The following is a 25,666-nucleotide window of genomic DNA, read 5'->3' on the forward strand; positions in this document are numbered from 1 at the left end:
TTCTAATTTTAAAAATAATCAATCATTAAGGAGTGAGGTATGTTTTGGGTTTTATTATTTATCATTTTATTTTTAGTTTTAGGTTATTTTTCTAATGCTGGAAAAAGGAATAATATTAAGTTACAACAAGCGCAAATAGATAAATTACGAAAGTGTCCGACATGTGCAGAAAGAGTTCAGTTAGAGGCAAAAAAGTGTCGGTTCTGTAATGAAAAGCTAGACCCAATTACGAATGAGGAACTCATTGAAATCGAAAAAGATTATAGATTTCGAGTGGCGTCCTTGGATTATGATACAGCGAATTTCAAAGTCGATAACGACCGTAAAGAGAAAAATAAATTAGATTGGGACAATAACTCAAAGTAGTTTATGTTGAGAAAGTCATGAGATTTATTGATTTATAGTACGGTTACATGAGTCTGACTTAATTGCAAAATAAAAGGTGCTCAGTAATTCGTGATTTTTGGTCACATTGATTGTTTTTTGATTTTTAAATCGAAGATAGTGAAAAAGGGTAATGAAGATAAATTCACATTAATTCTTATTGATAAAGTAGGAATTTAAGATTTGTTTGATAGAGATACAAAAAAGCCAAGCATAACGCTTGGCTTTTTTATGAAATTTGGTGGATCCGGGCGAACTCGAATCGCCGACCCCCGCCATGTCAAGGCGATACTCTAACCAACTGAGCTACGGATCCAAATATGTTATCTATACGGCATCTTAAAACAACGAATGAAATTTGGTGGAACCGGGCGAACTCGAATCGCCGACCCCCGCCATGTCAAGGCGGTACTCTAACCAACTGAGCTACGGTTCCAATTTTCTATAGCGTTTACTTAAATAAGTATGCACATATAAATGGTGCGTCTGAGTGGACTCGAACCACCGACCCCTACCATGTCAAGGTAGTACTCTAACCAGCTGAGCTACAGACGCAAATTGTATATTTATGATTTCTGGTTTTAATCATAAATTGGTACGAACGAGTGGACTCGAACCACCGACCTCTACCATGTCAAGGTAGCGCTCTAACCAGCTGAGCTACGCTCGTAATATGTTCTACTGAACGACAAGCATATTAGCGAGTCACTTGTAACGAGGCAAGTATTAAAGTTGGATTTTTTAGTAAATTCAGTGCGTTTGCTTGCACAATAGCCAGTTTTAATAAAATTATGGTGATGAAATAGTCGAAGTCATATTTTTAAGTAGGGCATTGCCAATTAAATGTAATGTGTAGCGCAACAGAATGTGCGCTACACAAGCAGATAGGTTAGTTTAAAAGTTCGTGATCGGGCGGAAGTAAGCGGCTGATCCATAAAACCAGCTTATGTTTCATATGAACGCCGTCCTCTTGATCCACGGCAAGAGGAGTGATTTGTTTACAATCAACCAGTAAGCGATAAATACACTCAACACGGTCGGTAGAGCCAACACTGCGGTCTAAATCGCCAAAACCTTGTTTTTTCGCGAATGCAAAGCCTATTTCTAATGCTTTTTTGAGAAGTTTTGCTTCATTCTTGGTTTTCTTCATGCGTATCTCCTATATCCCTTAGCGAAAATATATACAAATTTATTGTCTTCGCGACTGTAGAAGCTGAGTTTAAATTTTAGTTTAAAGCTCAAATTTTTGAAGCAAAGTTATTCTATCAAATTAGAATAAAGTTATTGTCCAACTTTGAATTTACATTGTTTAAACAGACGTTGCCAGAATTTAACGTGCGCTAATGTGGCTTCATGAAATTGCTGATACAGATCGCCATCAACATAGAATGCTATATAGGTTTGCATCGGTGAGGAGAGGTGAATATTCGGTTGATTCAATTGTTGAAGTATCTGCTGTAAAACGGGCTGTATTTGTCGATATTGTGAATCAAGTGTTGATAAATAAGGCTGGATAGTTGGAACATAAAACTTATAGAAAACATTACGAAGATATTGTGCTTTTTGCTGATTCATATTTTTGCCACACAAAATTGCATCTTGTGACTGAGTAAGTTGTTCTGTAATTGTGTTCAGCAATGTTGTGGTGCGCTGCATTGAATAGAAAAGATCACCAATATATCGGCTATTATAAATTTGTTGTTGGTGCTCAAAAAGATTCTGATATTTATCCTTGTTAGAATAAGGTGCAGTGATGTTATTTGAGCGTTTGATGCTATTTGAAAGTAAATTATTGATATAGCTAAATGCGCTTAGGCTAGCGTTAAATTGAGTGGTTTGATTACTTTCAAGTAGATGATGGCCTAGCGTTAACTGTTTACGCCATTCTTCTCCAGTAAAAAGCGTGTTCCAAAAAACCAATGGGAGCTGCTGTTTCTTTTGTTGATAAATAGGTGCTAGCTCGGTTAATAAATCAGAGTCTTTAGGCAGTGTTTCTAAACAATACTGTAGCCCATCTAATAGTAAAAGTTCATAGCGGAGACCGCGGGTTTTATCTTGAACTTTACCCAAAATCGAATTTCGCTCTGCAATCAATTGGAATAAGCCACATTGCCGTAATTCATAGGCATCAAGTAGACCAATTCTAATATCCGCTAAAGGCTGAATAAGCACTCGTTTCGCGGGTAAAAGTTGTAAGGGCGTTTCAGGAAAGGGGGTTTTGTCTATATCGAGTACATTAGCCAGACGCTGATGATAGGTATCAAAGGCGTCTTCATTGTCATTTTGCTTACAGCCTATCAGCATTATTGAAATGAAAAGAATCAGAGACAGTCTATGTGGGAAAATAGAGATAGATACAGGCATAGGCGTCTCTTAAAGCATTAAGTGAATATTCATCATACTGATTATTATCAATATTAGATCAAAAAAGGCGATCTGATGATCGCCTTTTTGTGTTATCGGTATGACATTTCAAGTTGCTTTTCAGCATCAAGTTTATGCACATGGTGTATTCGCCAACCAAGCATAATGGCTGCCGCAGTTAAGCCGAGAATAAAACCAATCCAAAAACCTTGCGGGCCCATTGCTGGCACAATCCAGTTTGTTAGGCCTAAGACGTAACCTGATGGTAGTCCTATTAGCCAGTAAGCGATGAATGTACAAAAGAAAATGGCACGCATATCTTTATAACCACGTAACGCACCTGCAGCAACAACCTGAACGGCATCACTGCATTGATAGATCGCTGCAAGTAGTAATAATTGCCCAGCAAGCACGATGACTTGTGGATTATGAGTATAGAGCTCGGCAATGTCTTCGCGGAAAATAACCGTCATCATAGCGGTACAAATAGCTAAAGCCGTACCGACAATTAAACCGCAATGGCTTGCAATACGTGCACCATCAATATCTTGTTGTCCCATTTTGTGGCCAACACGAATGCTCACCGCTGCACCAATACTCATTGGCAGCATATACACCAGTGATGAGAAGTTCATCGCTATCTGATGCGACGCTACTTTATTTGGGCCTAATGGTGAAATCAGTAAGGCAATAACAGCAAACAGTGAAACTTCAAAGAATAGCGAAGCTGCAACGGGAAAGCCTAGTTTAAATAAACGTGAAAGCGCTTTTAATTGAGGGCGATAAAATGTGCTAAATACCCCAACACTCTTTAACCGTTTATTAATTAAGACATACGCTAGTAACGCAAAAAACATGAACCAATAGACGATAGCTGTTGCCACACCACAGCCGATCCCGCCTAATTCAGGCGCTCCAAACTTTCCGTAAACGAAAACCCAGTTTAGTGGGATATTGGCCAGTAAGCCTAAAAAGCCGATCACCATGCCTGGAATGGTAAAAGATAAACCTTCAGAAAAACTCTTTAGAGTTTGGAAGAACAAAAAAGCAGGTACAGCAAAAAGTACGGCATATAAGTAACCGACCGTTTTTTCTGCTAATACAGGCTCTACATTCATGTAATGGATTAAAGAACCCGCGTTATACAATATCAACATGGTTGGGATGGATATTAAGATCGCAAGGTAGAAGCCATGTTGAACTTCAAACGGAATACGTTCTTTTTTACCTGAGCCGCTAAGTTGTGCCACCACGGGCACAAGTGCCATAAGTAAACCAACACCAAATAAGATAGAAGGTAACCAAATACTTGCAGCAACAGCAACGGCTGCCATGTCAGTCGCACTGACACTACCCGCCATCACTGTGTCAACAAAGCCCATCGATGTTTGTGCAACAGAGGCAATGAGCACAGGCACGGCAAGCTTTATAAGCTGCGCGGTTTCTTTTTTATAGTTATGCACTATTTTTGGCTCCAAAAAGAGGAATATAAAGGGGAGGAGTCAAGTATTAAAATGCTTCTATGGCATTCTATTTTGTACTGCCAATGATTTTTCAGGATTATATAAACAAAAGGCGTATAACCAAAACAGAATATTGGCAATTTACATAATTATTGCTTTGGGGTGGGAATAACAGCAGCTTAGTAGATAGTGTTTACTCATTAAGCTGCTGTTTTATCGAGAAAGTTAAACCGTAAACATCATATGGCTGTAAAAGCCAATCGCGATAAAAGTACTTGCTGCACTAAAGACACATAGCATTGGTGTTTTAATATTCGGATAACGTTCAATAAGTAAAAGTAAGCCAAAAAAGGTTGGATACAACCCAAACGCATAACGAGGCATCGCATTTAAATTTGATGACAGCGGTAATATCAAACAAATGAACATAAATATGGCTTCAGCGTAGTATTTACGCACGACCAAATAGATATTTAGTATAAACGCGAGTATCGCCATGATGGCTAAGTAAAGCTTAGGGCCGCCTGTTTCAAAACCATAGAGGATCCAGTGAAACGGATTGGTTAATTGACGTCCCCATGCAATTTGGATGTGCCCAAAAGCCAGCGCATCACCTACATGAAAGTAGAGATAAGCCATATAGGTGAAAAAGCCGAAAGGGATCACCCATATGGCTGAAATTGCTTTCAGTGCCGGGGTTTTTAAGCGAAAAAAGCTATTTATACCGTAGTGTTGAATCGCAATAATGAGTACAGGAAAAACCAAGAACACGCCAAGGTTACGGGTAATAGCGGCTAATAGACCTAAAATAGCGACCCATCCCCATTGTTGGCGATAACTAAACAGGAATACACCAGTCACGAAAACAATGAAGAGCGGTTCGGTATAGCCTGCAGTTGAATACACAGTATAAGGTGAAAAGCACAATAACCAGATAGCAGCAGACTGCGTTGCTTTGCTGAAATTAAGCTGCTTTAACGCCATTAAAATAATCGGCAGGCTGAATAAAAACGCTAAGTTTGACGCTATGACTAAACCTAAGCGGGCATTGTTAATTGGGTTTTCAAAAAAGAAAAATTTTGAAAAGATCCAACCAATAAAGGGCTGTAGAGGCATAAATGCCCAGTTAGCCGCATTCTTTTGACTTAGCCATTGTGGCACTAAATCATAGCCATTTTCGATGATCCGATAAAACCAGACACAGTCAAAGCGACAAATAGTTTGCAATAAAGGCTGTTCAGCATAATGTCCAGAAGCAAACTCGGCTACTCCCCATAAACCTAAACAGTAGATAACGGTGCGACTCACAATAACGGCAAATATAATGGTCAGCCATTCTTGTTGACTAATTTTGATTGAAGGTAAGCTTAATGTAGTCATTTAAACACCCAAAATTTAGCCAAGATGAAGGTAATTACAGGTACGCAAAGGGTTGATATTGTTACCGCCAGCCAACCTGAGAACATTGCAGATTTCAACAATGAAGCAAGGATTAAATTGTTAATAAAAAAGCCCATCAATGATACGGCCAAAAATTTTAAAAATGATCCTTTCTGTCCAAACGTAAAGTGGCGATGTCCAAAGTAAGACACTAAAAAAGCAATACTAAAACCGATCACGTTGGCACTGTATTCTGATGGATCTTGGATTTGGAAAAAATATAGTCTAACAACAGACAAGTGTACGGCTGTTGCAAGTAAGCCAATAATTGCAAATCGATTTAATTGCCAAAAGTGCTTTAAAAATGACTCATTCATTGATGGTTTCTAACTCTTTTTCTGTCTCTGTAACAAGAGGTTGTGTGTTTTTTTCACTATATTTCCCATAGACACCTTCAACAAGGTAAATAGGGCGCTGCTTTAGTTCGGTATAAATGCGGCTGATATAGCCACCAATTACGCCTAATGAAATTAATTGAATCCCCCCAAGGAACAGAACAACGGAAATGGTTGATGCGTACCCTGGTGTATGAATACCAAAGAAAACAGTACTGACTAATACATACATTAAAAAGGTAAAAGATAAACACGAAATACCAAAACCAACAAACCCCCAGACACGTAGAGGCCAAGCAGTAAAACTTGTAATACCATCCATTGCGAAGTTCCATAACTTCCAATAGTTGAATTTAGTATCACCAACATTTCGCTCAGGACGCTGAAAATCGACGCCGATTGAGCGGAATGAAGACCAAGCCAATAAACCTTTCATAAAGCGGTTACGTTCAGGTAATTGTTTTACTGCTTCAATAACACATCGGTCAATGAGACGAAAATCACCGACATTTTCGGGTAAGATTGTTTCTGCAGATAAAAAGTTGAAGAAACGATAGAAACCGCCTGCAGTCACACGCTTTAACAAAGTATCTTGTGAACGGTCAACACGAACACCATAAACTGTATCGTATTCCCCTGTTTGCCATAATTGGACAAATTCAAGGATCAGTTCTGGTGGGTCTTGTAAATCAACATCTAAAATCACAGCAGCATCACCTTTTACGTAATTAAGGCCTGCGGTCATGGCTGCTTCCTTGCCAAAATTACGAGCGAAGTTAATTAAGCTAATTGAATCATCTTTGGCTATTTGAGCTTCAATTACAGACTGTGTTTTATCTTTACTACCGTCATTAATGAAAACAATATCAATATGTGAGCGGATGGAGGAAAGCTTATTATTGATTTCGTTAATAAATGGCTCAATAGCGACTTCTTCGTTATATACAGGAACGATAAGTGACAGGGTATAGTCTGTATTTTTAAGGTTATTATTCATATTATTTACCTTAGTAATTGATCATTAAAAGGTGACGCGATTGTTGGTTTTGTTGCTTGATGACTATCGTTTTAGATAAAAAGGCAAAGTCCACCAACTTAAATGCCAACGGTGTTAATGTCTTTATCTGCAATGTTTGTAATGTATCGCCAGACTTAAATGCAGATGCTGGGATAATGGCATCAAACACATTAGATTGTTTTGTTGGTGCAAAAATGCCATGCCATTGGTTTACTGAAAAGTGCAATGGTGAGGATAGTGAAGATGCTAATGTGATACTGACTTTAACCTTTTGCTTTACCTTATGCGGAAGCGTGAAATAAAACCCGCCAGTACTTGTTAATAATCGAGCACCATTATCAGCGTCTTCATTCCATCCTGCGCGTGATAAATAGGGAACTTTTGTTGAAAGTTCTAGCGATGATGGAATCTTTAGAGCAAGGTTAGGCTCTTTAGGCTGCCAAAAGAGAGTCTGAGTTTTAATGTAATAAGCCTTGTACGCAATACTTACGTTCGGGGTTACTGCTTTATATAAAACCCAAAGATAATAACACGATAAGATCGTAATTAACGTTAGTAGCGTAATACGTAATGTTGTACAAGAATGGTTTTTTTTAGTGCTTATTGGCATGGCATCATTAGCGACATCAATAGTCATAATATACCTATATTATTTTGTATTCGTTATCTTATTGCTGTAAGAATACACTTTATAACTTTATTCCCAGAAGGGATATGGATTTCATTGCCAAGTTGTTTTTTTGACAATTAATTGTCATTGGTAAATAACATAGAAAAGGTTAATCAATGCTGTATAAGAAAAGTAAAAGTAAGACATTGAATACTCACTTTTAAATATTGGCTTATTTGATAGTTTTTCTATAAAAAAGAGCTATAAAATCAAGATACTGATTAACAGCCTAAGTTAATTATTAACTCAGTTAGGAGCGTTATGTTTACGGGAATTGTACAGGGAACAGCAGAAATTATTTCGATTAGTAAGAAACAAGATTTTCAAACTCACGTAATACGTATGCCTGCTAATTTATTAAGTAATGTAGAGTTAGGGGCTTCGGTTGCTCACAACGGCTGTTGTCTGACAGTGGCGGAGATTAATGATGATTTGTGGTCATTTGATTTGATGCAAGAGACACTAAATATCACTAACCTTGGTTTAGTTAAAGAAGGTGATGTCGTCAATGTTGAGCGTGCAGCAAAGTTTGGCGATGAAATCGGTGGGCACTCTATGTCTGGACATATTATGTGTACAGCAGAAGTATCTAATGTTGTTACATCAGAAAATAATCACCAGATCTGGTTTACTTTACCGCAAGCACAGATGAAGTATGTATTCACTAAAGGCTATATAGGGATAGATGGTATAAGCCTCACCATAGGTGATGTGGTCGAAAATCGCTTCAATGTGAATTTAATCCCTGAAACATTACAGCGTACAAATTTAAAAAGTCGTGTGATTGGTGATGTGATTAATATTGAAATAGATCCTCAAACCCAAGCGATAGTTGATACTGTTGAGCGTGTAATGGCAGCAAAATCATAAACGAGAGATTAACTAGACCGCTTAGCGTAACTGGTCTAGTTAATTGATCATGGAATTAGTATTAAAAAATTTGCTCGTCATCAGCATCGATAAATAAATTAATGGTTTTGTGGAGATCATCAACCTGCATATTGATATGAATCGGATTACAGCATGCAGAGCAATCATCATAAAACTCTTGGCTACCAGCGCTTGCATCTAATTCAATGCGTATGATTTGTCCACAATGGGGACAGCTAACGCTTTGTTCTGAATAGTTTTTCATTATTGCACTCCTTCACTCGCAGTCAGTTATCAGCAGCAAATTTAATTTAGGTTATGTTGATAATATTCGCTATAACTAAAAATACTATTGATAGCCTAGACGCTGGCAAAAGCGTTTGCAGGTAAACTTATTTTACTGTGGTGATAATAGCTATCAATGAAAACTAATGTACGACGAAAGATATGCAAAAGCTTATACATACCTTACGTCGACACATACATAGAATTTAATTACTCATCTAATAGATTAAGCTTGGCTATAATGTATTCAGCTTGGCCCATATATTCGCCACCAAAGAGTATGCAGTGATTAAGAATATGATAAAGGTTATAAAGCTCTTTACGCTCTTGATACTCGGGGGGAAGAGGATAGACTGAATTGTAACCCTTATAAAAGCTGTTTGGGAAACCACCGAACAGTTCTGTCATAGCAATATCACATTCGCGATCCCCCCAGTATGTGGCGGGATCAAAAATAATTGGGCCAGATACAGTTAGAGCAGTATTGCCATGCCATAAATCGCCATGTAATAAAGAAGGCTTTGGCTGGTGGTTAACTAAGTGTTTAATGACATTGCTAGTAATAATGTCAATATTACCAAATATAATGCCTCTTTCTTCACATAGTTGTAATTGCCATGCGATACGTTGCTCTGCAAAAAAACGACACCACCGGCGATGCCAACGGTTAGGTTGTGGCGTTAAACCAACATAATTATCAAAATCAAAACCGTATTCAGCTTGCTCACCCCATAAATGCAGTTTTGCTAATTGCTGACCTAATTGATAACCAGCATTATCATCGACTTTTTTTGTTGGTAAATAATTCAGTGTGAGGAAGGATTTATCGCGGCATGTACCAACATGGATATACTGAGGTACTTGAACACAATTGGCTTCATTAAGAATACGTAAACTTTCTGATTCAGTTTCAAAGACAACGAGCTGTTCTTTATCATTGAGTTTGAGAAAAAAACGTTGATCACCATCGCTAACGCAATAGCATTCATTGACATCGCCCCCTTCAAGCGTTTGTCGCTCAATAATCTTAAATGGTCGACCTAGTACATCTGACAGTTGGTGAGAAATGGCTTGCCACATAATCATCCTCCGCACTGAAACGTATGTATACAACTTGTCTATCAACATCTTAGACTATATATCGAGTGAATAAATGTGAACTCAGTGTGATTTTAGTTACTGTTTTTAAAAACTTAGAATTCAGACGATAGAAAGAACAACAAAAACAAAGTATTAAAATAAACCACCGCATAAAATATATGTTCTTCTTTTTTAAATAAAAAATAATCACATCGTAAAAATATGCGTAAATCTTAGATGGCGATTCAATAAAAAGTAATTAGACACTAATTGATAAAGATACTTACAAAACAAAATGTATTCACGTTGAGAATGCAGGTAATCTACAGCACATTACTTTTAGGAAAAGATATAAAATATGAACCAGAAAATCATACCAACAGACATGACATTTTTTGAACGTTTTGAAGCCGATATTCTTTCAGGAAAAAAGACAATCACTATTCGTGATGAGTCTGAAAGTCATTATGTTCCAGGTTCACAAGTAAAAGTCTCCACATTTGAAGATGGCCGTGAATTTTGTACCTTACAAATCGATAGGGTAGAGCCTATCTTGTTTTCTGAACTAAATGATTTTCATGCTAAACAAGAAAATATGACACTCGATGTCCTTAAAAGCGTTATTCAAGATATCTATCCTGGGATAGAAAAACTGTACGTTGTTAGTTACACCCTCGTTGACTAAATTATTGTTATTAATTTAAGAGGATTCTTTGCAATCCTTTTAATCCGTTTGCTATAGTACAGCCTCGCTTTTCTTTTAGTGTGCCGCTCAGTATTGCGGTATCGAAAGTAAGGCGTTTTTTATTCGTAAAAGCTTCTGAAAGCTTTATAAATTCAACATGTGCTACTTGGTGTGTGGCACCACTGTTAAAGGACATTATTCATGCCTGTAATTACTCTTCCTGACGGTAGTCAACGTCAATTCGACGCGCCTGTATCAACTATGGACGTGGCACTTTCAATCGGTCCTGGTCTTGCTAAAGCAACGATCGCAGGGCGTGTTGATGGTGTACGCGTAGATGCATGTGATCTAATTGAAAACGACGCAAGCCTTGAAATCATCACTGCAAAAGATGAAGTCGATGGTTTAGAGATTGTACGTCACTCATGTGCTCACCTATTAGGCCATGCAATTAAGCAGCTTTACCCAGATGCAAAAATGGCTATTGGTCCTACAATCGATAACGGTTTCTACTACGATATCGACTTAGAGCAATCACTAACTCAAGAAGATCTTGAAGTGATTGAGAAGCGCATGGTTGAGCTTGCTAAAACCAAATACCAGGTTGTTAAGAAAAAAGTAAGCTGGCAAGAAGCACGTGATGCATTTGATGCTCGCGGCGAAACTTACAAAATTGAAATTCTTGATGAGAACGTAGCGCGTGATGACCGTCCAGGTCTTTACCACCACGAAGAATACATTGATATGTGTCGTGGTCCACACGTACCTCACATGGGCTTCTGTCAAAACTTCAAACTATTAAGCGTTGCGGGTGCATACTGGCGTGGTAATAGCGACAATAAGATGCTTCAACGTATCTACGGTACTGCATTCCACGATAAAAAAGCATTAAAAGCACACCTTACTCGTTTAGAAGAAGCGGCTAAGCGTGATCACCGTAAAATCGGCAAGCAACTTGATCTGTTCCATATGCAGCAAGAAGCACCGGGTATGGTGTTCTGGCATCACAACGGTTGGACTATCTTCCGTGAGCTAGAAGTATTCATTCGTGAAAAACTAAATGAATACGATTACCAAGAAGTTAAAGGTCCTCTAATGATGGATCGTGTGCTTTGGGAACGTTCTGGTCACTGGGATAAGTACGCAGATGCGATGTTCACAACAAGTTCTGAGAACCGTGAATACGCTATCAAGCCAATGAACTGCCCAGGTCACGTACAGATCTTTAATCAAGGTCTGAAATCATACCGTGATCTTCCATTGCGTATGGCTGAGTTTGGCTCATGTCACCGTAACGAACCATCAGGTTCACTTCACGGCATTATGCGTGTACGTGGTTTCACCCAAGATGATGCGCATATTTTCTGTACAGAAGCTCAAGTACAACAAGAAGTTACATCTTGCATCGAAATGGTGTATGATACTTACAAGACATTCGGTTTCGACAACATTGTTGTTAAATTATCAACACGTCCTGAAAAACGTGTAGGTTCTGATGCAATGTGGGATAAAGCTGAATCAGACTTAATTACCGCGCTTGAATCAATGGAAATTCCATTTGAAATTCAAGAAGGTGAGGGTGCGTTCTACGGTCCTAAGATCGAGTTCACTCTTCACGATTGCCTTGATCGCGCATGGCAGTGTGGCACCGTTCAGCTAGATTTTGCATTACCAGAGCGTTTAGGCGCTACTTATGTAGGTGAAGATAATGAACGTCACACACCGGTTATGATTCACCGTGCAATTCTTGGCTCACTAGAGCGTTTCATCGGTATTCTTATCGAAGATTATGCAGGCTTCTTCCCAACATGGTTAGCGCCTCAACAAGCTGTAGTGATGAATATTACTGATGCTCAGTCAGAATATGTGCAAGAAATTGTAGAAAAATTGAAAAAATGTGGAATTAGAGTCAATGCGGACTTGAGAAATGAGAAGATTGGCTTTAAAATCCGCGAACATACTTTGAAGCGAGTACCTTTCATGCTGGTTTGTGGCGACAAAGAAGTCGAAGCAGGCGTTGTAGCAGTTCGTACTCGCAAGGGTAAAGATTTGGGTAAATTCAAGATTGATGAACTTGTTGCATTTATGCAAGAAGAAATTAGCAGTCGTAAGCTCAATATTGTGGAGGAATAAGGTATTAAAGGCGGAAAAAGAACCCAAGCACCAGTTAAGCAAAACGCGCATCGTCTAAATGAAGAAATTCGTGGCGTACGTGAAGTTCGCCTGACTGGCCTTGATGGCGAATCAGTTGGTGTTGTTTCACTTGATGAAGCAATGGAAGTTGCTCTAGACGCTGGTGTGGATCTAGTTGAAATTAGCCCTAATGCCGAGCCACCAGTTTGTCGTGTGATGGACTATGGCAAGTACCTGTTCGAGAAGAGCAAGGCTGCTAAAGAGCAAAAGAAAAACCAGAAACAAATCCAGATCAAGGAAGTTAAATTCCGACCTGGTACAGACGAAGGCGACTATCAGGTAAAACTACGCAACCTGACTCGCTTTTTAGAAGAGGGCAACAAGGGTAAAGTAACGCTACGTTTCCGTGGTCGTGAAATGGCCCACCAAGGCATTGGTATTGAACTTCTAAATCGTATTAAGAGTGAGCTTGAAGAAATCGCGGTTTGTGAAAGCTTCCCTAATCGAGTAGAAGGTCGTCAAATGACCATGATGCTTGCCCCAAAGAAGAAGTAATAAAGGCATTCAAGTAGCTAAAAGCGCTGCTTAAGCAGCGCTTTTTGTTCGCCCTATTACTGTGATTATTAACTATCAACAATGCGGAGTTATCATCTCATGCCAAAGATGAAAACAAATCGTGGCGCAGCTAAGCGCTTCAAAAAAACAGCTGGTGGCTTTAAGTTTAAGCACGCTACTAAGCGTCACATCCTGACTAAACGTACTACTAAGAACAAACGTCAGCTTCGTCCAAATGCAATCCTTCCTAAGTGTGAAGTGGCTGCAGTTGCTCGTATGCTTCCGTTCGCTTAATCGTTTTTAGTTTTATATTTTATTATTTTAGTTAGGAGTCTCCTATGCCTCGCGTAAAACGTGGTGTACAAGCGCGTGCACGTCACAAGAAAGTTCTTAAACAAGCTAAAGGCTATTACGGTGCACGTTCACGTGTTTACCGCGTAGCTTTCCAAGCTGTTACTAAAGCTGGTCAATACGCTTACCGTGACCGTCGTCAGAAGAAACGTACTTTCCGTCAACTTTGGATTGCACGTATCAACGCTGCTGCACGTCAAAATGGTATGTCTTACAGCCGTCTAATCAACGGTCTGAAGAAAGCATCTATCGAAATCGATCGTAAGATCCTTGCAGATATCGCTGTATTCGACAAAGCTACTTTCACTGTTCTTGTGGAAAAGGCAAAAGCTGCACTGTAATTTCTCAGTTTAGTTTTTAAGTTAAAAGGAGAGCCTCGGCTCTCCTTTTTTCGTTGTATATCATACTTATTTCTTCTAAATATTCACTTCTCTATTGATTTATAGATGGCTTGCAAGTAATAGCTCTAACTGTAAACTCAATTGTTCTATTTGCATTCTATGCTCCATATCTAAGTAAGCTTCATTAGATATTGCTTTTTTAAAAAGAATTAAAAGGCGTTTAGTCTTCTCCTTATATTTTTGTCGTTTGATGAGATCTTTGTTTAATTGTTGTTGCTGTTTACTTAATGCAAATAAAGCATGGTGAATAGGCTTTGTACATTTAGGTTTTAATTGAGGGTTATCTTTTAATATTCTTGGTCTAGAAGGGTGAGGCTCTGGTAGTGGATTGTTAATAAGCATTAAGAAATGTTGATCAGCATCGGTAAGTTGCTGCTTGAGGCATTTTTCATCCTCAAGCAACTGACTCTTCTTTACTTCCAATGTTGTTATGACTTGTTTTAATTGCGAATATTGAAAGTAGAGGTATTTGAAGGAAATATTCGTCATGGCTGATAGCTATGTTATTCATCGAGCTCATTAAGTAATTTAGCTGTTTTCGCTTCTTCTATTCGATTGATTAAACGATTTGATTCAGATTCATCACGAATAGCTTTACTTAAAGTGATCGTTGCACTGACAAGAAATAAGCTACAAATACTGTAATAGCCTTTCACGATTAAATCGCCCGGTAATTTGACGATACTAATGATCATTGCGATGGTCGCAATAACAAAAGTAGCCTTAGCATACGTTAACCAATAGTTATCTTGTTTTTTCATGTTATATCCTAATTAAATAAAACAGTGTTCGATTATGGTGTGTGATATTGCTAAATAATTCAACAGTGTATTTTATTTTTATCAGATATAAAAAAACCAGCACTTTAGAAAGAGGTGCTGGTTTAAAAATTAAAGAAAATAAAACTTATGCTTTAATCATACGACGCTGCTTGTTTGCGCGAGCACGAGTTTTAAATAGAAACGCAAGGAATGGAACTAAAAGAGCGTTAAGACCAATGAAGAATACAAGGTTAACAATGTTAAATCCTGCAGCTGAGTTAATAGGCATTGAATGCGCTAGGCCGTAGTTACCAAGAGCAAGTAATGCGGTGCAAAGGATCATTGCAATTGTTGAGATTTTTAATAGTGCAGCTAGATCTTTATTGTTCATCAGAGACTTCCTAACTTTGATTTTGATCATAATTTACACTGAAAAATGTAATTTTAAAACAGGTTTGATAATTAATTTCACTATTTATCGTCAGAAGTATAAAAAAAGCGACGATAATTATTGCGTATCTATATTGATATTTTGTTATCAATTTTGGTTTTTATTTAACAAATAAAAGGGTCTCAATGTTGCTGAATATAGTTTTTGGTCTGTGTTTTAGTGTGTTTAAAACTCATTAATAAAGAGATGAGAAATCCCACAAATAAACCATTAAAAGCAAAGTAATACAGCACATGTATATAGTCGATATGAAACTGAGTTATTAACGGTTCTTAAACCATAATAGGCATGCTAGAGAGCATACCCATATTGGCCATGATTATGAGGGCAATACAAAGCAGTAATGTGACTCTTAAGATTTTTAATAGTGCTGTGAAATCTTTAATGTCCACTGTTATTCCCTCAAAAAAGACGTAATAAAATTACTCTCAGTAGAGAAAGTTTGATACGTAAAAAATGATAAATAGGAATGCTCATACAATGTAATGATTTTCTTATTGTTAGGCGCTAATTGATTGAAATCCTCAATTTTTGCCGTTCAACTGATAAAGACGTTTTTTTTTCGTCCAAACTTGCGCTTTTAGTACGATTCAATTTGGATTTAGACGCTGCTTTCTTTAGTATGTATCAATACGCGATTTTATATCTCCCTTAAGGACGCCACCTGTGGGTGGATGAGGATACGATGCAACATCTAGACGAGATTATTGCCAACGCAACGGCAGCTATTGAGCAGGCTGATTCATTAGTCGCTCTGGACGAAGTCCGAGTTCAATTCCTAGGTAAGAAGGGTCACTTAACTCTTCAACTTCAAGCCCTAGGTAAATTACCACCAGAAGAACGTCGCACTGCTGGTCAAGAGATCAACAAAGCGAAACAAGCAGTGCAAACACTCCTTGTAGAGCGTAAAGATGGCCTACAACGTGCAGAGCTTGAAGCTAAGCTTGCGGCTGAGACTATCGATGTTTCTCTGCCTGGTCGTCGTATTGAAAATGGTGGCTTACACCCAGTAACACGTACCATTGAGCGTATTGAAAGTTTCTTTGGTGAGCTTGGTTTTACAACTGAAGCTGGCCCTGAAATCGAAGATGCTTTCCACAACTTCGATGCGCTAAATATTGCTGAAGATCATCCAGCACGTACCGACCACGATACGTTCTTCTTTAACCCAGATCTAATGCTACGTACGCACACATCAGGTGTTCAGATCCGTACAATGGAAAATGGTCAACCGCCATTCCGTTTCATTGCTCCTGGTCGTGTTTACCGTAATGACTACGATCAAACTCACACACCAATGTTCCACCAAGTGGAAGGTATGTTAGTTGATGAAAACGTAAACTTTGCGCAACTAAAAGGTATTCTTCACGATTTCCTTTGTAATTTCTTTGAAGAAGAAGTTGAAGTACGTTTCCGTCCTTCGTTCTTCCCATTTACAGAGCCTTCAGCTGAGGTTGATGTAAAAGGCAAGAATGGTAAGTGGTTAGAAGTATTAGGCTGCGGCATGGTACACCCTAATGTTCTACGTTCAGTTAACATCGATCCTGAGAAATACTCAGGCTTTGCATTTGGTATGGGCGTTGAGCGTCTAACTATGCTTCGTTACGGCGTTAACGATTTACGTGCGTTCTTTGAGAACGACTTACGTTTCCTAAAACAGTTTAAGTAAGCACTAGGGGCTAGAAATCTATGAAATTCTCTGAATCTTGGCTACGCGAGTGGGTTAATCCTGCAGTAAACAGCGAAGAGCTAGCTCACCAGATCACAATGGCTGGTCTGGAAGTTGACGGTATTGAAGCAGTTGCTGGTGAATTCACTGGCGTTAAAGTGGGTCAAGTGGTTGAGTGTGCACAACACCCAGACGCAGATAAACTTCGTGTTACAAAAGTGGATGTAGGTGCTGAAGAGCTTCTAGACATCGTTTGTGGCGCATCTAACTGCCGTCAAGGTATCAAGGTTGCGGTTGCAACGGTTGGTGCTGTGCTTCCTGGTGATTTTAAAATTAAGAAAGCAAAACTACGCGGTCAACCTTCTCACGGTATGCTTTGTTCATTCACTGAGCTAGGTATTGATGTTGAATCTGACGGCATCATGGAACTTGCAGAGGATGCAGTATTAGGTACTGACTTCCGTGAATTCCTAGGTCTTGACGATGTTACTATCGACGTTGATCTAACTGCTAACCGTGCTGACTGTCTAAGTATTGCAGGTCTTGCTCGTGAAGTTGGCGTACTTAACCGTGCTGAAGTCACTGAGCCTCAATTTGAGATCGTTGCACCTACAGCTGCTGACACTATTGCTATTGATGTTAAAGCACCTGCGGCATGTCCACGTTACCTTGGTCGTATTGTTCGTAATGTTAATGTTCAAGCTGAAACACCATTATGGATGCAAGAAAAACTACGTCGTTGTGGTACACGCTCAATTGATCCAATTGTAGATATCACTAACTACGTATTGCTTGAAATGGGTCAACCAATGCACGCATTCGATCTTGCTAAGATCGACGGTGGCATCGTTGTTCGTATGGCAGAGCAAGGTGAGAAACTAACACTTCTTGACGGTAACGAAGCTGAACTTAACGACAACACCCTAGTCATTGCTGATAACAAGCAAGCACTAGCGATTGCTGGTATCTTCGGTGGGGAGTTCTCTGGTGTTAACACTGAGACGAAAGACGTACTACTTGAGTGTGCATTCTTCGCTCCTGATGCTATCCGTGGTCGTGCTCGTAGCTATGGCCTACACACTGATTCTTCACACCGCTTTGAGCGTGGTGTTGATGCAACACTACAAATGAAGGCGATGGAGCGTGCAACAGCACTTATCGTTGAAATTTGTGGTGGTGAAGTTGCGCCAATCGTTGAAGCTGAATCAGAAGCTGATTTGCCAAAAGCTGCAACGATTGAACTTCGTCGCACTAAGTTAGACCGTCTATTAGGCCACTCAATTGCTTCTGAGGAAGTGGTTGAAATCCTAACACGTCTAGGCTGTGACGTTGAAACTACAGATGCTGGCTGGAAAGCAACAGCACCTGCGTGGCGTTTTGACATGGCAATTGAAGAAGATTTAGTGGAAGAAGTGGGTCGTATCTTCGGCTACAACAACATTCCAAATCAATCGCCAGTTGCTGCACTAAGCATGAACTTACACAAAGAAGCGAACCTTCCGCTTAAGCGTGTACGTGATCTGCTTGTTGATCGTGGTTACCAAGAAGCGATTACTTACAGCTTCGTTGAGCCTGAGCAACAAAAACTTATCGTGCCTGAAATTGAGCCATTGATTCTGCCTTTCCCAATTTCTGCAGATATGTCAGCAATGCGTTTAAGCTTGTGGACTGGCTTACTAAATACAGTTGTGTTCAACCAGAAGCGTCAGCAACCACGTGTTCGTCTATTTGAAGCTGGCTTACGTTTTGTTCCTGAGCAATCAGCAGAAAACGGTATGCGTCAAGAAATGATGCTTGCTGGTGTGATTGCAGGTAACCGTAGTGATGAGCACTGGGATATTGCAACTAACACTGTAGATTTCTTTGATCTTAAAGGTGACGTAGAAGCCGTACTTGAGCTAACAGCTAATGAAGCTGCATTTAGCTTCAAAGCCGCTAAGCACCCAGCACTTCACCCTGGCCAATCAGCAGCAATCGTTGTTGACGGCAATGAAGTTGGTTTCATTGGTACTGTACACCCAGAGCTAGAGCGTAAGTTCGGTTTGAATGGTCGTACAATTATGTTTGAAATCGAGTGGGCGGCAATTAACACTCGTATGCTTCCTGAAGCGGTAGTTGTATCTAAGTTCCCTGCAAACCGTCGTGATATCGCCGTTGTGGTAAACGAAGATGTATTAGCTGGTGATGTTGTTGCTGCTTGTCGTGAAAACGGTGGCGAGCTACTGACAGATGTTAACCTATTTGACGTTTACACGGGTAAAGGCGTTGAAGAAGGTAACAAGAGCCTTGCAATCGCACTAACGCTACAATCAGCGGAGCGCACATTAGAAGAAGCCGATATTGCATCAGCAGTAGAAGCTATTGTTGCTGCACTTGCTGAAAAGTTCGGTGCATCACTACGTGACTAAGACTCGTCAATAAAAGTTAATAGCGTTAATTACAAAATATTGACGCGTTTAACTCCTTGTTTTTTAAAAGCAGCCAGCAACGGCTGCTTTTTTTTTTGATCTTTCTCCAAAAAATTAATAAGACTCTGATTAATAGATATTTTTTACTTTTTCTATGTTTTATAAAATATATAAGATGGTAACTGTTTGTTTTTAAATGATTTTATTGTTGGTCTGTTTTGTTTTTATTTCAACTGATTGCACAATGGAAAGTGTGTGAAGCAAAAATATATTAAGAAATTAACGTGAAGTTTACGTAAAAAAGTTGGCGGAAATCAGCAAGTTGGCTTAGACTTGACTCTAGTTGATAAGGAAGTTGAGATGTTAATCTCTTCAAGCACCAACTATAGGTGTTATTAGCCTTATTAACGTAACCTTATTCACAGTAACAAATTGGAATGATGCCAGTGTTGTTACTATACATTCAACATAGTCTTGAGGGAGTTATCTATGGCGCTCACAAAAGCCGATTTGGCTGAGAACCTGTTTGAGAATGTTGGATTAAGCAAACGGGACGCCAAGGATACGGTGGAAGTCTTCTTTGAAGAAGTTAGGAAGGCTCTAGAAAATGGCGAACAAGTAAAACTGTCTGGTTTTGGTAATTTTGACTTACGAGACAAAAACGAGAGACCAGGGCGTAACCCGAAAACTGGCGAAGATATTCCAATTTCTGCGCGTCGTGTAGTCACTTTCCGTCCAGGTCAGAAACTAAAAGCACGTGTAGAAACATTAGAAGTACCTAAATAAGCCCGTTTAACGCTTAGTCAAATCGAAACCCAAGTGAATTTATTCTCTTGGGTTTTTTATTACCTCTTGCTGAGATAAGTGAACCTTCATGAGGCTGTGGGTTGTCATTATGTTGCTATTGTGTTTAAAGTTTGGTGTTTTATACTAGAGGTTAAAGCTATTGGGCGATTGTATTTCATAACGTTTATGTACATGGAGGTAATATGACGTTTGTTGATGAAGTGAAAAAAGGCCGTTTTTTATCGGCAACTTGTGATTTATCATTACCATTCACGGTCGGCGAATGGATATTGGAATCTGGTATTCATTGTAAATTGTTGCAGCGTGGTGTACTACAAATCACGCCGGTAGAGCAAATGAGTACGGCAAAAGATATTGTTTTATCTTCTGGTGTGCATGGTAATGAAACGGCGCCAATAGAATTAATACAACAGTTAGCGGAAGGTATTTTACTTGGGCATATTGAACCGGTTCATCGGTTACTGTTAATTATTGCTCACCCTGAAGCTATTAATAACAAAACACGCTTCATTGATGAAAATATGAATCGTTTATTCAAAGTTCGGAATCAAGAAAGGAACATTGACTGTACGATTGCAAATCAACTGCAAGAGGCTGTAAATAGCTTTTATGGTTCTTCTACAGCTATTCAACCAGAAAAGTGGCATCTTGACCTTCACTGTGCAATTCGACGCTCAGAACACTATACCTTTGCGATTAGTCCATATAGCCATAAGTTATCACGTAGCAATAGTCTGTTTAGTTTTATTCAGCATGCAAAAATAGAAGCGGTGTTATTGGCAAACGATCCTTCTTCTACTTTTAGTTGGTTTAGTGCGGAATATCATGGCGCACAAGCGCTGACGATTGAACTGGGTAAAGTTGCAGATTTTGGCAATAACAATTTAGCGCTATTGGCGCATTTTAGTAGAGCGATGATGAAGTTGGTGACTGAAAGCTCCTTGCCTATTACATGGAATAATGATGTCGAGGTCTACCGCGTTAGCCGCACTCTGCTGAAGCAATCTGACGATTTCAATTTCTCTTTTCCGAATGACTTGCCAAATTTTACATTTTTCGAAGAAGGCACCTATTTAGGTAGCGATAAAGAACAAGAGTTTATTGCGGATGAAAAAGGAGAGGCTGTTGTTTTTCCTAATGCGAATGTAGCTTTAGGCCAACGAGCAGCATTAATGGTAAAAAAAGCACATATCATCTTTGATGAGCAGATACGGTTATGTGGATAAGTTTTAAAAAATCATGTTTTTCATTATTACAATCTCATACTTTTGTTCTTTTACGAAGGTTGTAGGGTAGGGGGCTTTTACCATTTTGACGATGGATCGTATGTCTCTTAATGCATTATTAGCCCGTCAGCAATCACGCTGGCGGTTTAGTTTTTGGCTAATAGTTTTACTACTTATTCTTGTTTGTTTTTTTTCCTTATCCGTTGGGGAGTTGTGGATCACACCATGGGCACCTGAAGGCGGCTTAGAACAACAATTACTCCTACAGTTACGTCTGCCTCGGTTATTAGCTGCTCTGGCTATAGGGGCTGCTTTAGCAAGTTCTGGTGCCGTTCTGCAAGTATTACTTGGTAATCCATTAGCAGAGCCGGGTGTATTGGGTATCTCCGGTGGTGCAAGTTTAGCACTAGTTGCAGTATTATTCTTTTTGCCATTTGCACCATCTCCAATGCTTACCATGTTTACAGCGATGGGAGGCGCATTATTATTTACATTAATTCTCGTAGGGCTCTCACGTCGACGTAGTGTTTCAATGACTCGTTTATTACTGATTGGTGTCGCGTTGGGTATTTTGTCTAGTGCTGCTATTACTTGGGCATTTTATTTTAGTGATGATCTTAATATGCGACAGTTAATGTACTGGCTTATGGGAAGCCTTGGTGGGGTTAATTGGCAGCAACTCTCTTTGCTATTTTTTATTGTTCCTGTGTTAGCTGTTTTATGTTGTCAGGGGAAAAAACTCGATATTTTAATGTTGGGAGAGCTCCATGCGCGGCAACTTGGCTTGAACGTAGCGACTCTACGTTGGAAATTGATCTTAATGGTATCGTTATTAGTCGGTAGTGCTGTCGCGTTAGCTGGGATTATTGGCTTTATTGGGCTTGTTGTTCCGCATTTGATACGTTTGATGTTAGGCACAGAAAATCGTTTTTTGTTGCCGTTATCTGCTTTAGCTGGAGGGGTATTATTAGCCTTCGCCGATACGTTATCACGTATTTTACTGCCTTCTGCTGATCTTCCTGTTGGCGTTGTGACTACATCACTGGGTGCACCAGTGTTTATTTGGATGCTTATGCGAGCACAACTGGATTAATAATATGTTAATGATTAATCGTATTGCTGCTGAACATCGATTAGAGCCTTTAACCTTTTCTGTTGATAGCGGTGAGATCGTGCATTTTATTGGTCCTAATGGTAGTGGCAAAAGTACCGCAATAGGGCTTATTTCTGGGTTATTTTCTGCGGCTGGCAATGTCACTTTGGAAGGAATTGATCTAATGGATTATGATCTTGCTTCATTAGCGCGTGTGCGTAGTTATATGTCTCAGCAAGATAAGCCAAATTTTGCCATTCCTGTATACCAGTATCTTCTAATGTCTTTTACGGCGTTGGGTGAAGTAAAAGACGTGATTAAACAAGCTGCAATTGATGAAGTGTGTGGGTATTTAGGTATTGTTGATAAATTATCGCGAAGTATACAAACACTTTCTGGTGGTGAGTGGCAGAGAGTCAGATTAGCTTCCGCTTGTTTACAAGTTTGGCCTGCATTAAATCCCGACGCTAAATTTCTATTACTTGATGAACCCGCTGCATCTTTAGATATTGGCCAAGAAGCGTCTATGTATAAATTGATACGGAAGATTGCGTCACAAGGGATCGCAGTGATTATGGCTAACCATGATTTGAATCGGACATTACGCGAAGCCGACAAAGTGGTATTGCTAGAAGCAGGCCATTGTTTTGCTGTTGGCAGGACGCAGGAGGTAATGATTGTTTCACAGTTAGAGAAGGTATTTAGTACTGGGATTGTAAAAGTGAATTATCAAGGCATTGAAAATTTAGTATTTGTTGATTAGGCAAATGGTATTGATTTATTGATGATATGCAGTAATAAAATGCGACATTTAAATGGGTGATAAAAATTTTTAATTATGATGATTTGTAATCTAAATAGTCATTTTTATTTCACAGGTTAGACTACCATTTTTTCCTGTAAACGTTTTAACTATGCATTGTCCATTCTCACTTCAAGGGGTATGCCAATCGTGCCCTTTAGCTTCGCTTTCATATCCGCAGCAGATTAAACAAAAAGATGATGTGTTACGTAGTTTGTTTTCAGAACATCACCCACAGCAATGGTTAGCACCAGTAGAAAGTGCCATTTCTGGCTATCGTAATAAAGCCAAAATGGTGGTGCTGGGCGCAGCTCATGAACCATGTTTAGGTATTCAAAAGCAGACTGAGGATTCAACGGCAGGATCTAAACCGATTAGTTTGTGTACTTGTCCTTTGTATCCCGCAGATATGCAAGCGTTGTTGATCTATATTGAGCGTTGGATTCGTTGTGCTGGTATTCCACCTTATAACGTAAAGAAAAAGAAAGGTGAGCTGAAATTTGTGTTATTAACACGCAGTGATAGTCGAGGTGAGTTTATGCTTCGATTTGTATTGAGAAGCCATGAGGCTATCGCTCGTATTGTTAATAATTTACCTGAACTAATGGCGGCATTTCCTACGGTAAAAGTCGTATCGGTGAATATTCAGCCCGTACACATGGCACGCTTAGAAGGGGAAGAAGAAATTTTCTTAACCTCTGATCATTATTTATTAGAACAATTTAATCATGTTCCATTAGTTGTAAGACCTAAAAGCTTTTTTCAAACCAATCCAAAAGTGGCAGAGAGCCTTTATGCAACAGCAAAACGTTGGGTTAGTGAGATAAAGCCAGCTTCTATGTGGGATTTATTCTGTGGTGTTGGTGGTTTTGCGTTACATTGTGCTGAAGAGGTAGAGCATGTTACTGGTATCGAAATAGAGCTAGAAGCCATTGAGAGTGCTAAACATTCTGCTGAAATTATGGGGGTGACGAATTTACGGTTTGCAGCTTTAGATTCAACCAGTTTTTCGCAATCAAATAAAAGTGCGCCAGAATTAGTATTGGTGAATCCACCGAGGCGGGGGATTGGTGAACAACTGTGCCAACAACTAAATGATTTTGCACCAAAACATATTATTTATTCAAGTTGTAACCCTTATACGCTAGAGCAAGACTTAGCGAGGTTATCAGGATATAAGGTAATGAAGTTACAATGGTTTGATATGTTCCCGCACACAGAGCATGTTGAAGTTATGGTGCTACTTGAACATATTTAATGTTTATAAGGTAAAAGGGCATAACGTTATGCCCTTATTTTTATTTGTTATTCAAGTGAGAGTAGTATTCACTTAATAAATGAGTAAGCACTGAAAATTGGCGAGCTATCTCACGGTTAAGCCATAAATAACCATAATAACTAATATTACTGGCATCACTTTGCTCATGGTTTTCTGCCGGAGGTAAAAGTGAGAGCATTTTTATTTCTTCTTGTTTAACAGGTAAAATATGTTGGTTTTCTATTTGAATAGCTAGACGTGAGAATCGGTCTGCTAATTGCTCTTTTGCCTCCATTAGACCAGGCATGTCGTTAATTTTATTCTGTCCTAACTGTTTATCCCACCTTGTGTGTAGCATTGATCCCATCATGGTAAATATTTGTTCTTCTGTCAGCATGATCTCAGTTAAGAGCTGTTTACTGGCAATATTCTCATTTTTAGTATGTGGCTGAAGGCTAGTTTGTTTATCAAGTATGTTTGATAGGGGATTGATATCTATAAGTTGAAAGTTTTCTGCCGCTATTTGCTGGTTATGCTGATGATAATAGTTACAACAGAGCTTGATGAACTGATGAGTGTAATTAAGATAATGCTCCGTTGCACGAGCAGGAAAAATATATAAGCTACAACAAATAGCAACGATAGCGGCCCAAAACACATTGATTGTGCGCCACATTGCAGCATGTAAATCCTCTGGGCCACCGCCGGCAACCACAACAACAGTAATAGCAACAACAAGTGCCGCATAAGAATACTTACCTTGTGTATAGTAAATTGCTGTAACCACCGTAGTGATTAAAATAATGTGGTGGAGCCAACTGTATGAAGTGGGTATTAAATAGAGAGATAAACCTATAATCGCCCCTAATATAGTTCCTGTTATTCGTTGATTAGCTTTGGATAAAACACCACCAAGAAAGTGAATACTGCCCATGATTGTTACTGTAGTAATCAGCGCCCATGAGCCATAAGGTAAGCTAAACATTTGAATAATAGAGACAATAATACTAAGTGCAACAAACACGCGAAACACAAGTAGTTGGCGGAAATATTTGATTGCAAAGCGAGAATAATTCTTCATACAAAACATTCGTTAAAATTTTCTAAATCATACAAAGAACGTGATGAAAGTCACTATTTAATTGTGTCAGCTGAAC

The 25,666-nt window shown here is 39.1% G+C and carries 27 protein-coding genes and 4 tRNA genes; 14 read left to right on the plus strand and 17 right to left on the minus strand.

Annotation, left to right across the window (positions count from 1 at the left end; genetic code table 11):
- Nucleotides 1-39 precede the first annotated feature (39 nt).
- Nucleotides 40-366 carry a hypothetical protein gene (locus tag C9J38_RS03210; RefSeq protein WP_107205843.1) on the plus strand — a complete coding sequence of 109 codons (327 nt, stop codon included), beginning with the start codon at nt 40-42 and terminating at the stop codon, nt 364-366.
- A 257-nt stretch (nt 367-623) separates the two neighbouring features.
- Here C9J38_RS03210 and C9J38_RS03215 read toward each other — a convergent pair.
- From C9J38_RS03215 to C9J38_RS03265, 11 genes are all read right to left on the minus strand, one after another.
- A tRNA-Val gene (locus tag C9J38_RS03215) sits at nt 624-700 on the minus strand.
- A 43-nt stretch (nt 701-743) separates the two neighbouring features.
- Nucleotides 744-820, minus strand: a tRNA-Val gene (locus C9J38_RS03220).
- A gap of 42 nt (nt 821-862) precedes the next feature.
- Nucleotides 863-939: transfer RNA gene (locus C9J38_RS03225), tRNA-Val, on the minus strand.
- 38 nt (nt 940-977) lie between these two features.
- A tRNA-Val gene (locus C9J38_RS03230) sits at nt 978-1,054 on the minus strand.
- A 219-nt stretch (nt 1,055-1,273) separates the two neighbouring features.
- On the minus strand, nt 1,274-1,534 hold the full coding sequence (locus tag C9J38_RS03235; RefSeq protein ID WP_005367367.1) for a DUF5062 family protein: 261 nt from the start codon (nt 1,532-1,534) through the stop codon (nt 1,274-1,276).
- A 131-nt stretch (nt 1,535-1,665) separates the two neighbouring features.
- A complete protein-coding gene (locus C9J38_RS03240; RefSeq protein ID WP_233218462.1) occupies nt 1,666-2,748 on the minus strand; it encodes a DUF3080 domain-containing protein in 1,083 nt (360 codons plus the stop codon).
- A 92-nt stretch (nt 2,749-2,840) separates the two neighbouring features.
- Nucleotides 2,841-4,211: an MATE family efflux transporter gene (locus C9J38_RS03245; protein WP_107205844.1), complete on the minus strand. Its 1,371-nt coding sequence runs from the start codon at nt 4,209-4,211 to the stop codon at nt 2,841-2,843.
- Between the two features lie 225 nt (nt 4,212-4,436).
- Entirely contained in the window at nt 4,437-5,591 is a 1,155-nt protein-coding gene (locus C9J38_RS03250; RefSeq protein ID WP_107205845.1) for a hypothetical protein, read from the minus strand.
- Nucleotides 5,588-5,968: a GtrA family protein gene (locus tag C9J38_RS03255; RefSeq protein ID WP_005367375.1), complete on the minus strand. Its 381-nt coding sequence runs from the start codon at nt 5,966-5,968 to the stop codon at nt 5,588-5,590. The genes C9J38_RS03250 and C9J38_RS03255 overlap by 4 nt, the downstream gene beginning before the upstream one ends.
- Nucleotides 5,961-6,983, minus strand: coding sequence for a glycosyltransferase family 2 protein (locus C9J38_RS03260; protein ID WP_107205846.1), 1,023 nt, complete (start codon nt 6,981-6,983; stop codon nt 5,961-5,963). Before C9J38_RS03260 ends, C9J38_RS03255 begins: the two co-directional genes overlap by 8 nt.
- A gap of 10 nt (nt 6,984-6,993) precedes the next feature.
- On the minus strand, nt 6,994-7,641 hold the full coding sequence (locus tag C9J38_RS03265) for a riboflavin synthase subunit alpha (RefSeq protein ID WP_233218463.1): 648 nt from the start codon (nt 7,639-7,641) through the stop codon (nt 6,994-6,996).
- 294 nt (nt 7,642-7,935) lie between these two features.
- Here C9J38_RS03265 and C9J38_RS03270 point away from each other — a divergent pair, with 294 nt between their 5' ends.
- Entirely contained in the window at nt 7,936-8,544 is a 609-nt protein-coding gene (locus C9J38_RS03270; RefSeq protein ID WP_107205847.1) for a riboflavin synthase subunit alpha, read from the plus strand.
- Between the two features lie 61 nt (nt 8,545-8,605).
- On the opposite strand, the gene C9J38_RS03275 is transcribed toward C9J38_RS03270, so the two are convergent.
- Nucleotides 8,606-8,809 (minus strand): CPXCG motif-containing cysteine-rich protein, encoded by a 204-nt coding sequence (locus C9J38_RS03275; RefSeq protein ID WP_107205848.1) that lies wholly within the window; start codon nt 8,807-8,809, stop codon nt 8,606-8,608.
- A gap of 230 nt (nt 8,810-9,039) precedes the next feature.
- Nucleotides 9,040-9,909: a fructosamine kinase family protein gene (locus tag C9J38_RS03280; protein WP_107205849.1), complete on the minus strand. Its 870-nt coding sequence runs from the start codon at nt 9,907-9,909 to the stop codon at nt 9,040-9,042.
- A 358-nt stretch (nt 9,910-10,267) separates the two neighbouring features.
- Here C9J38_RS03280 and yqfB point away from each other — a divergent pair, with 358 nt between their 5' ends.
- The 5 genes from yqfB to rplT all read left to right on the plus strand — a co-directional run bounded on the left by yqfB (nt 10,268) and on the right by rplT (nt 13,974).
- Nucleotides 10,268-10,594 carry a N(4)-acetylcytidine aminohydrolase gene (gene yqfB, locus C9J38_RS03285; protein WP_107205850.1) on the plus strand — a complete coding sequence of 109 codons (327 nt, stop codon included), beginning with the start codon at nt 10,268-10,270 and terminating at the stop codon, nt 10,592-10,594.
- A 201-nt stretch (nt 10,595-10,795) separates the two neighbouring features.
- The gene (gene thrS / locus C9J38_RS03295; protein WP_005367384.1) at nt 10,796-12,727 is read left to right on the plus strand and encodes a threonine--tRNA ligase; all 1,932 of its coding nucleotides are present in this window, start codon (nt 10,796-10,798) and stop codon (nt 12,725-12,727) included.
- A gap of 3 nt (nt 12,728-12,730) precedes the next feature.
- Nucleotides 12,731-13,282 (plus strand): translation initiation factor IF-3, encoded by a 552-nt coding sequence (gene infC / locus C9J38_RS03300; protein ID WP_107205852.1) that lies wholly within the window; start codon nt 12,731-12,733, stop codon nt 13,280-13,282.
- Between the two features lie 99 nt (nt 13,283-13,381).
- Nucleotides 13,382-13,576, plus strand: a complete 195-nt coding sequence (gene rpmI, locus C9J38_RS03305; RefSeq protein WP_005367387.1) for a 50S ribosomal protein L35 — start codon at nt 13,382-13,384, stop codon at nt 13,574-13,576.
- A gap of 44 nt (nt 13,577-13,620) precedes the next feature.
- Nucleotides 13,621-13,974, plus strand: a complete 354-nt coding sequence (rplT, locus tag C9J38_RS03310) for a 50S ribosomal protein L20 (protein ID WP_005367388.1) — start codon at nt 13,621-13,623, stop codon at nt 13,972-13,974.
- Between the two features lie 99 nt (nt 13,975-14,073).
- Here the strand turns inward: rplT and C9J38_RS03315 are convergent, their stop codons facing one another.
- The 3 genes from C9J38_RS03315 to C9J38_RS03325 all read right to left on the minus strand — a co-directional run bounded on the left by C9J38_RS03315 (nt 14,074) and on the right by C9J38_RS03325 (nt 15,186).
- Entirely contained in the window at nt 14,074-14,523 is a 450-nt protein-coding gene (locus C9J38_RS03315; protein ID WP_107205853.1) for a hypothetical protein, read from the minus strand.
- A 14-nt stretch (nt 14,524-14,537) separates the two neighbouring features.
- Nucleotides 14,538-14,795, minus strand: coding sequence for a YiaA/YiaB family inner membrane protein (locus C9J38_RS03320; RefSeq protein ID WP_107205854.1), 258 nt, complete (start codon nt 14,793-14,795; stop codon nt 14,538-14,540).
- Nucleotides 14,796-14,940: 145 nt separating this feature from the next.
- Complete coding sequence (locus C9J38_RS03325; protein WP_107205855.1) at nt 14,941-15,186, minus strand: phenylalanyl-tRNA synthetase subunit alpha; 246 nt, start codon at nt 15,184-15,186, stop codon at nt 14,941-14,943.
- A 745-nt stretch (nt 15,187-15,931) separates the two neighbouring features.
- Between C9J38_RS03325 and pheS the strand changes: the two genes are divergently transcribed.
- The 7 genes from pheS to rlmC all read left to right on the plus strand — a co-directional run bounded on the left by pheS (nt 15,932) and on the right by rlmC (nt 24,509).
- The gene (pheS, locus tag C9J38_RS03330; RefSeq protein ID WP_005367402.1) at nt 15,932-16,915 is read left to right on the plus strand and encodes a phenylalanine--tRNA ligase subunit alpha; all 984 of its coding nucleotides are present in this window, start codon (nt 15,932-15,934) and stop codon (nt 16,913-16,915) included.
- Between the two features lie 20 nt (nt 16,916-16,935).
- Nucleotides 16,936-19,323, plus strand: coding sequence for a phenylalanine--tRNA ligase subunit beta (gene pheT / locus C9J38_RS03335; RefSeq protein ID WP_107205856.1), 2,388 nt, complete (start codon nt 16,936-16,938; stop codon nt 19,321-19,323).
- Nucleotides 19,324-19,812: 489 nt separating this feature from the next.
- Nucleotides 19,813-20,109: an integration host factor subunit alpha gene (gene ihfA, locus C9J38_RS03340; RefSeq protein ID WP_005367406.1), complete on the plus strand. Its 297-nt coding sequence runs from the start codon at nt 19,813-19,815 to the stop codon at nt 20,107-20,109.
- A 203-nt stretch (nt 20,110-20,312) separates the two neighbouring features.
- Nucleotides 20,313-21,356 (plus strand): succinylglutamate desuccinylase, encoded by a 1,044-nt coding sequence (gene astE / locus C9J38_RS03345; RefSeq protein WP_107205857.1) that lies wholly within the window; start codon nt 20,313-20,315, stop codon nt 21,354-21,356.
- 100 nt (nt 21,357-21,456) lie between these two features.
- Nucleotides 21,457-22,449 carry a vitamin B12 ABC transporter permease BtuC gene (btuC, locus tag C9J38_RS03350; RefSeq protein WP_199195406.1) on the plus strand — a complete coding sequence of 331 codons (993 nt, stop codon included), beginning with the start codon at nt 21,457-21,459 and terminating at the stop codon, nt 22,447-22,449.
- Between the two features lie 4 nt (nt 22,450-22,453).
- On the plus strand, nt 22,454-23,212 hold the full coding sequence (gene btuD / locus C9J38_RS03355; protein ID WP_107205859.1) for a vitamin B12 ABC transporter ATP-binding protein BtuD: 759 nt from the start codon (nt 22,454-22,456) through the stop codon (nt 23,210-23,212).
- A 151-nt stretch (nt 23,213-23,363) separates the two neighbouring features.
- The gene (gene rlmC / locus C9J38_RS03360) at nt 23,364-24,509 is read left to right on the plus strand and encodes a 23S rRNA (uracil(747)-C(5))-methyltransferase RlmC (protein ID WP_107205860.1); all 1,146 of its coding nucleotides are present in this window, start codon (nt 23,364-23,366) and stop codon (nt 24,507-24,509) included.
- A 40-nt stretch (nt 24,510-24,549) separates the two neighbouring features.
- On the opposite strand, the gene C9J38_RS03365 is transcribed toward rlmC, so the two are convergent.
- Entirely contained in the window at nt 24,550-25,590 is a 1,041-nt protein-coding gene (locus tag C9J38_RS03365; protein WP_107205861.1) for an FUSC family protein, read from the minus strand.
- Nucleotides 25,591-25,666: the final 76 nt, after the last annotated feature.

It is taken from the genome of Photobacterium sp. GB-210 (genome assembly GCF_003026075.1).
GTDB lineage: Bacteria > Pseudomonadota > Gammaproteobacteria > Enterobacterales > Vibrionaceae > Photobacterium.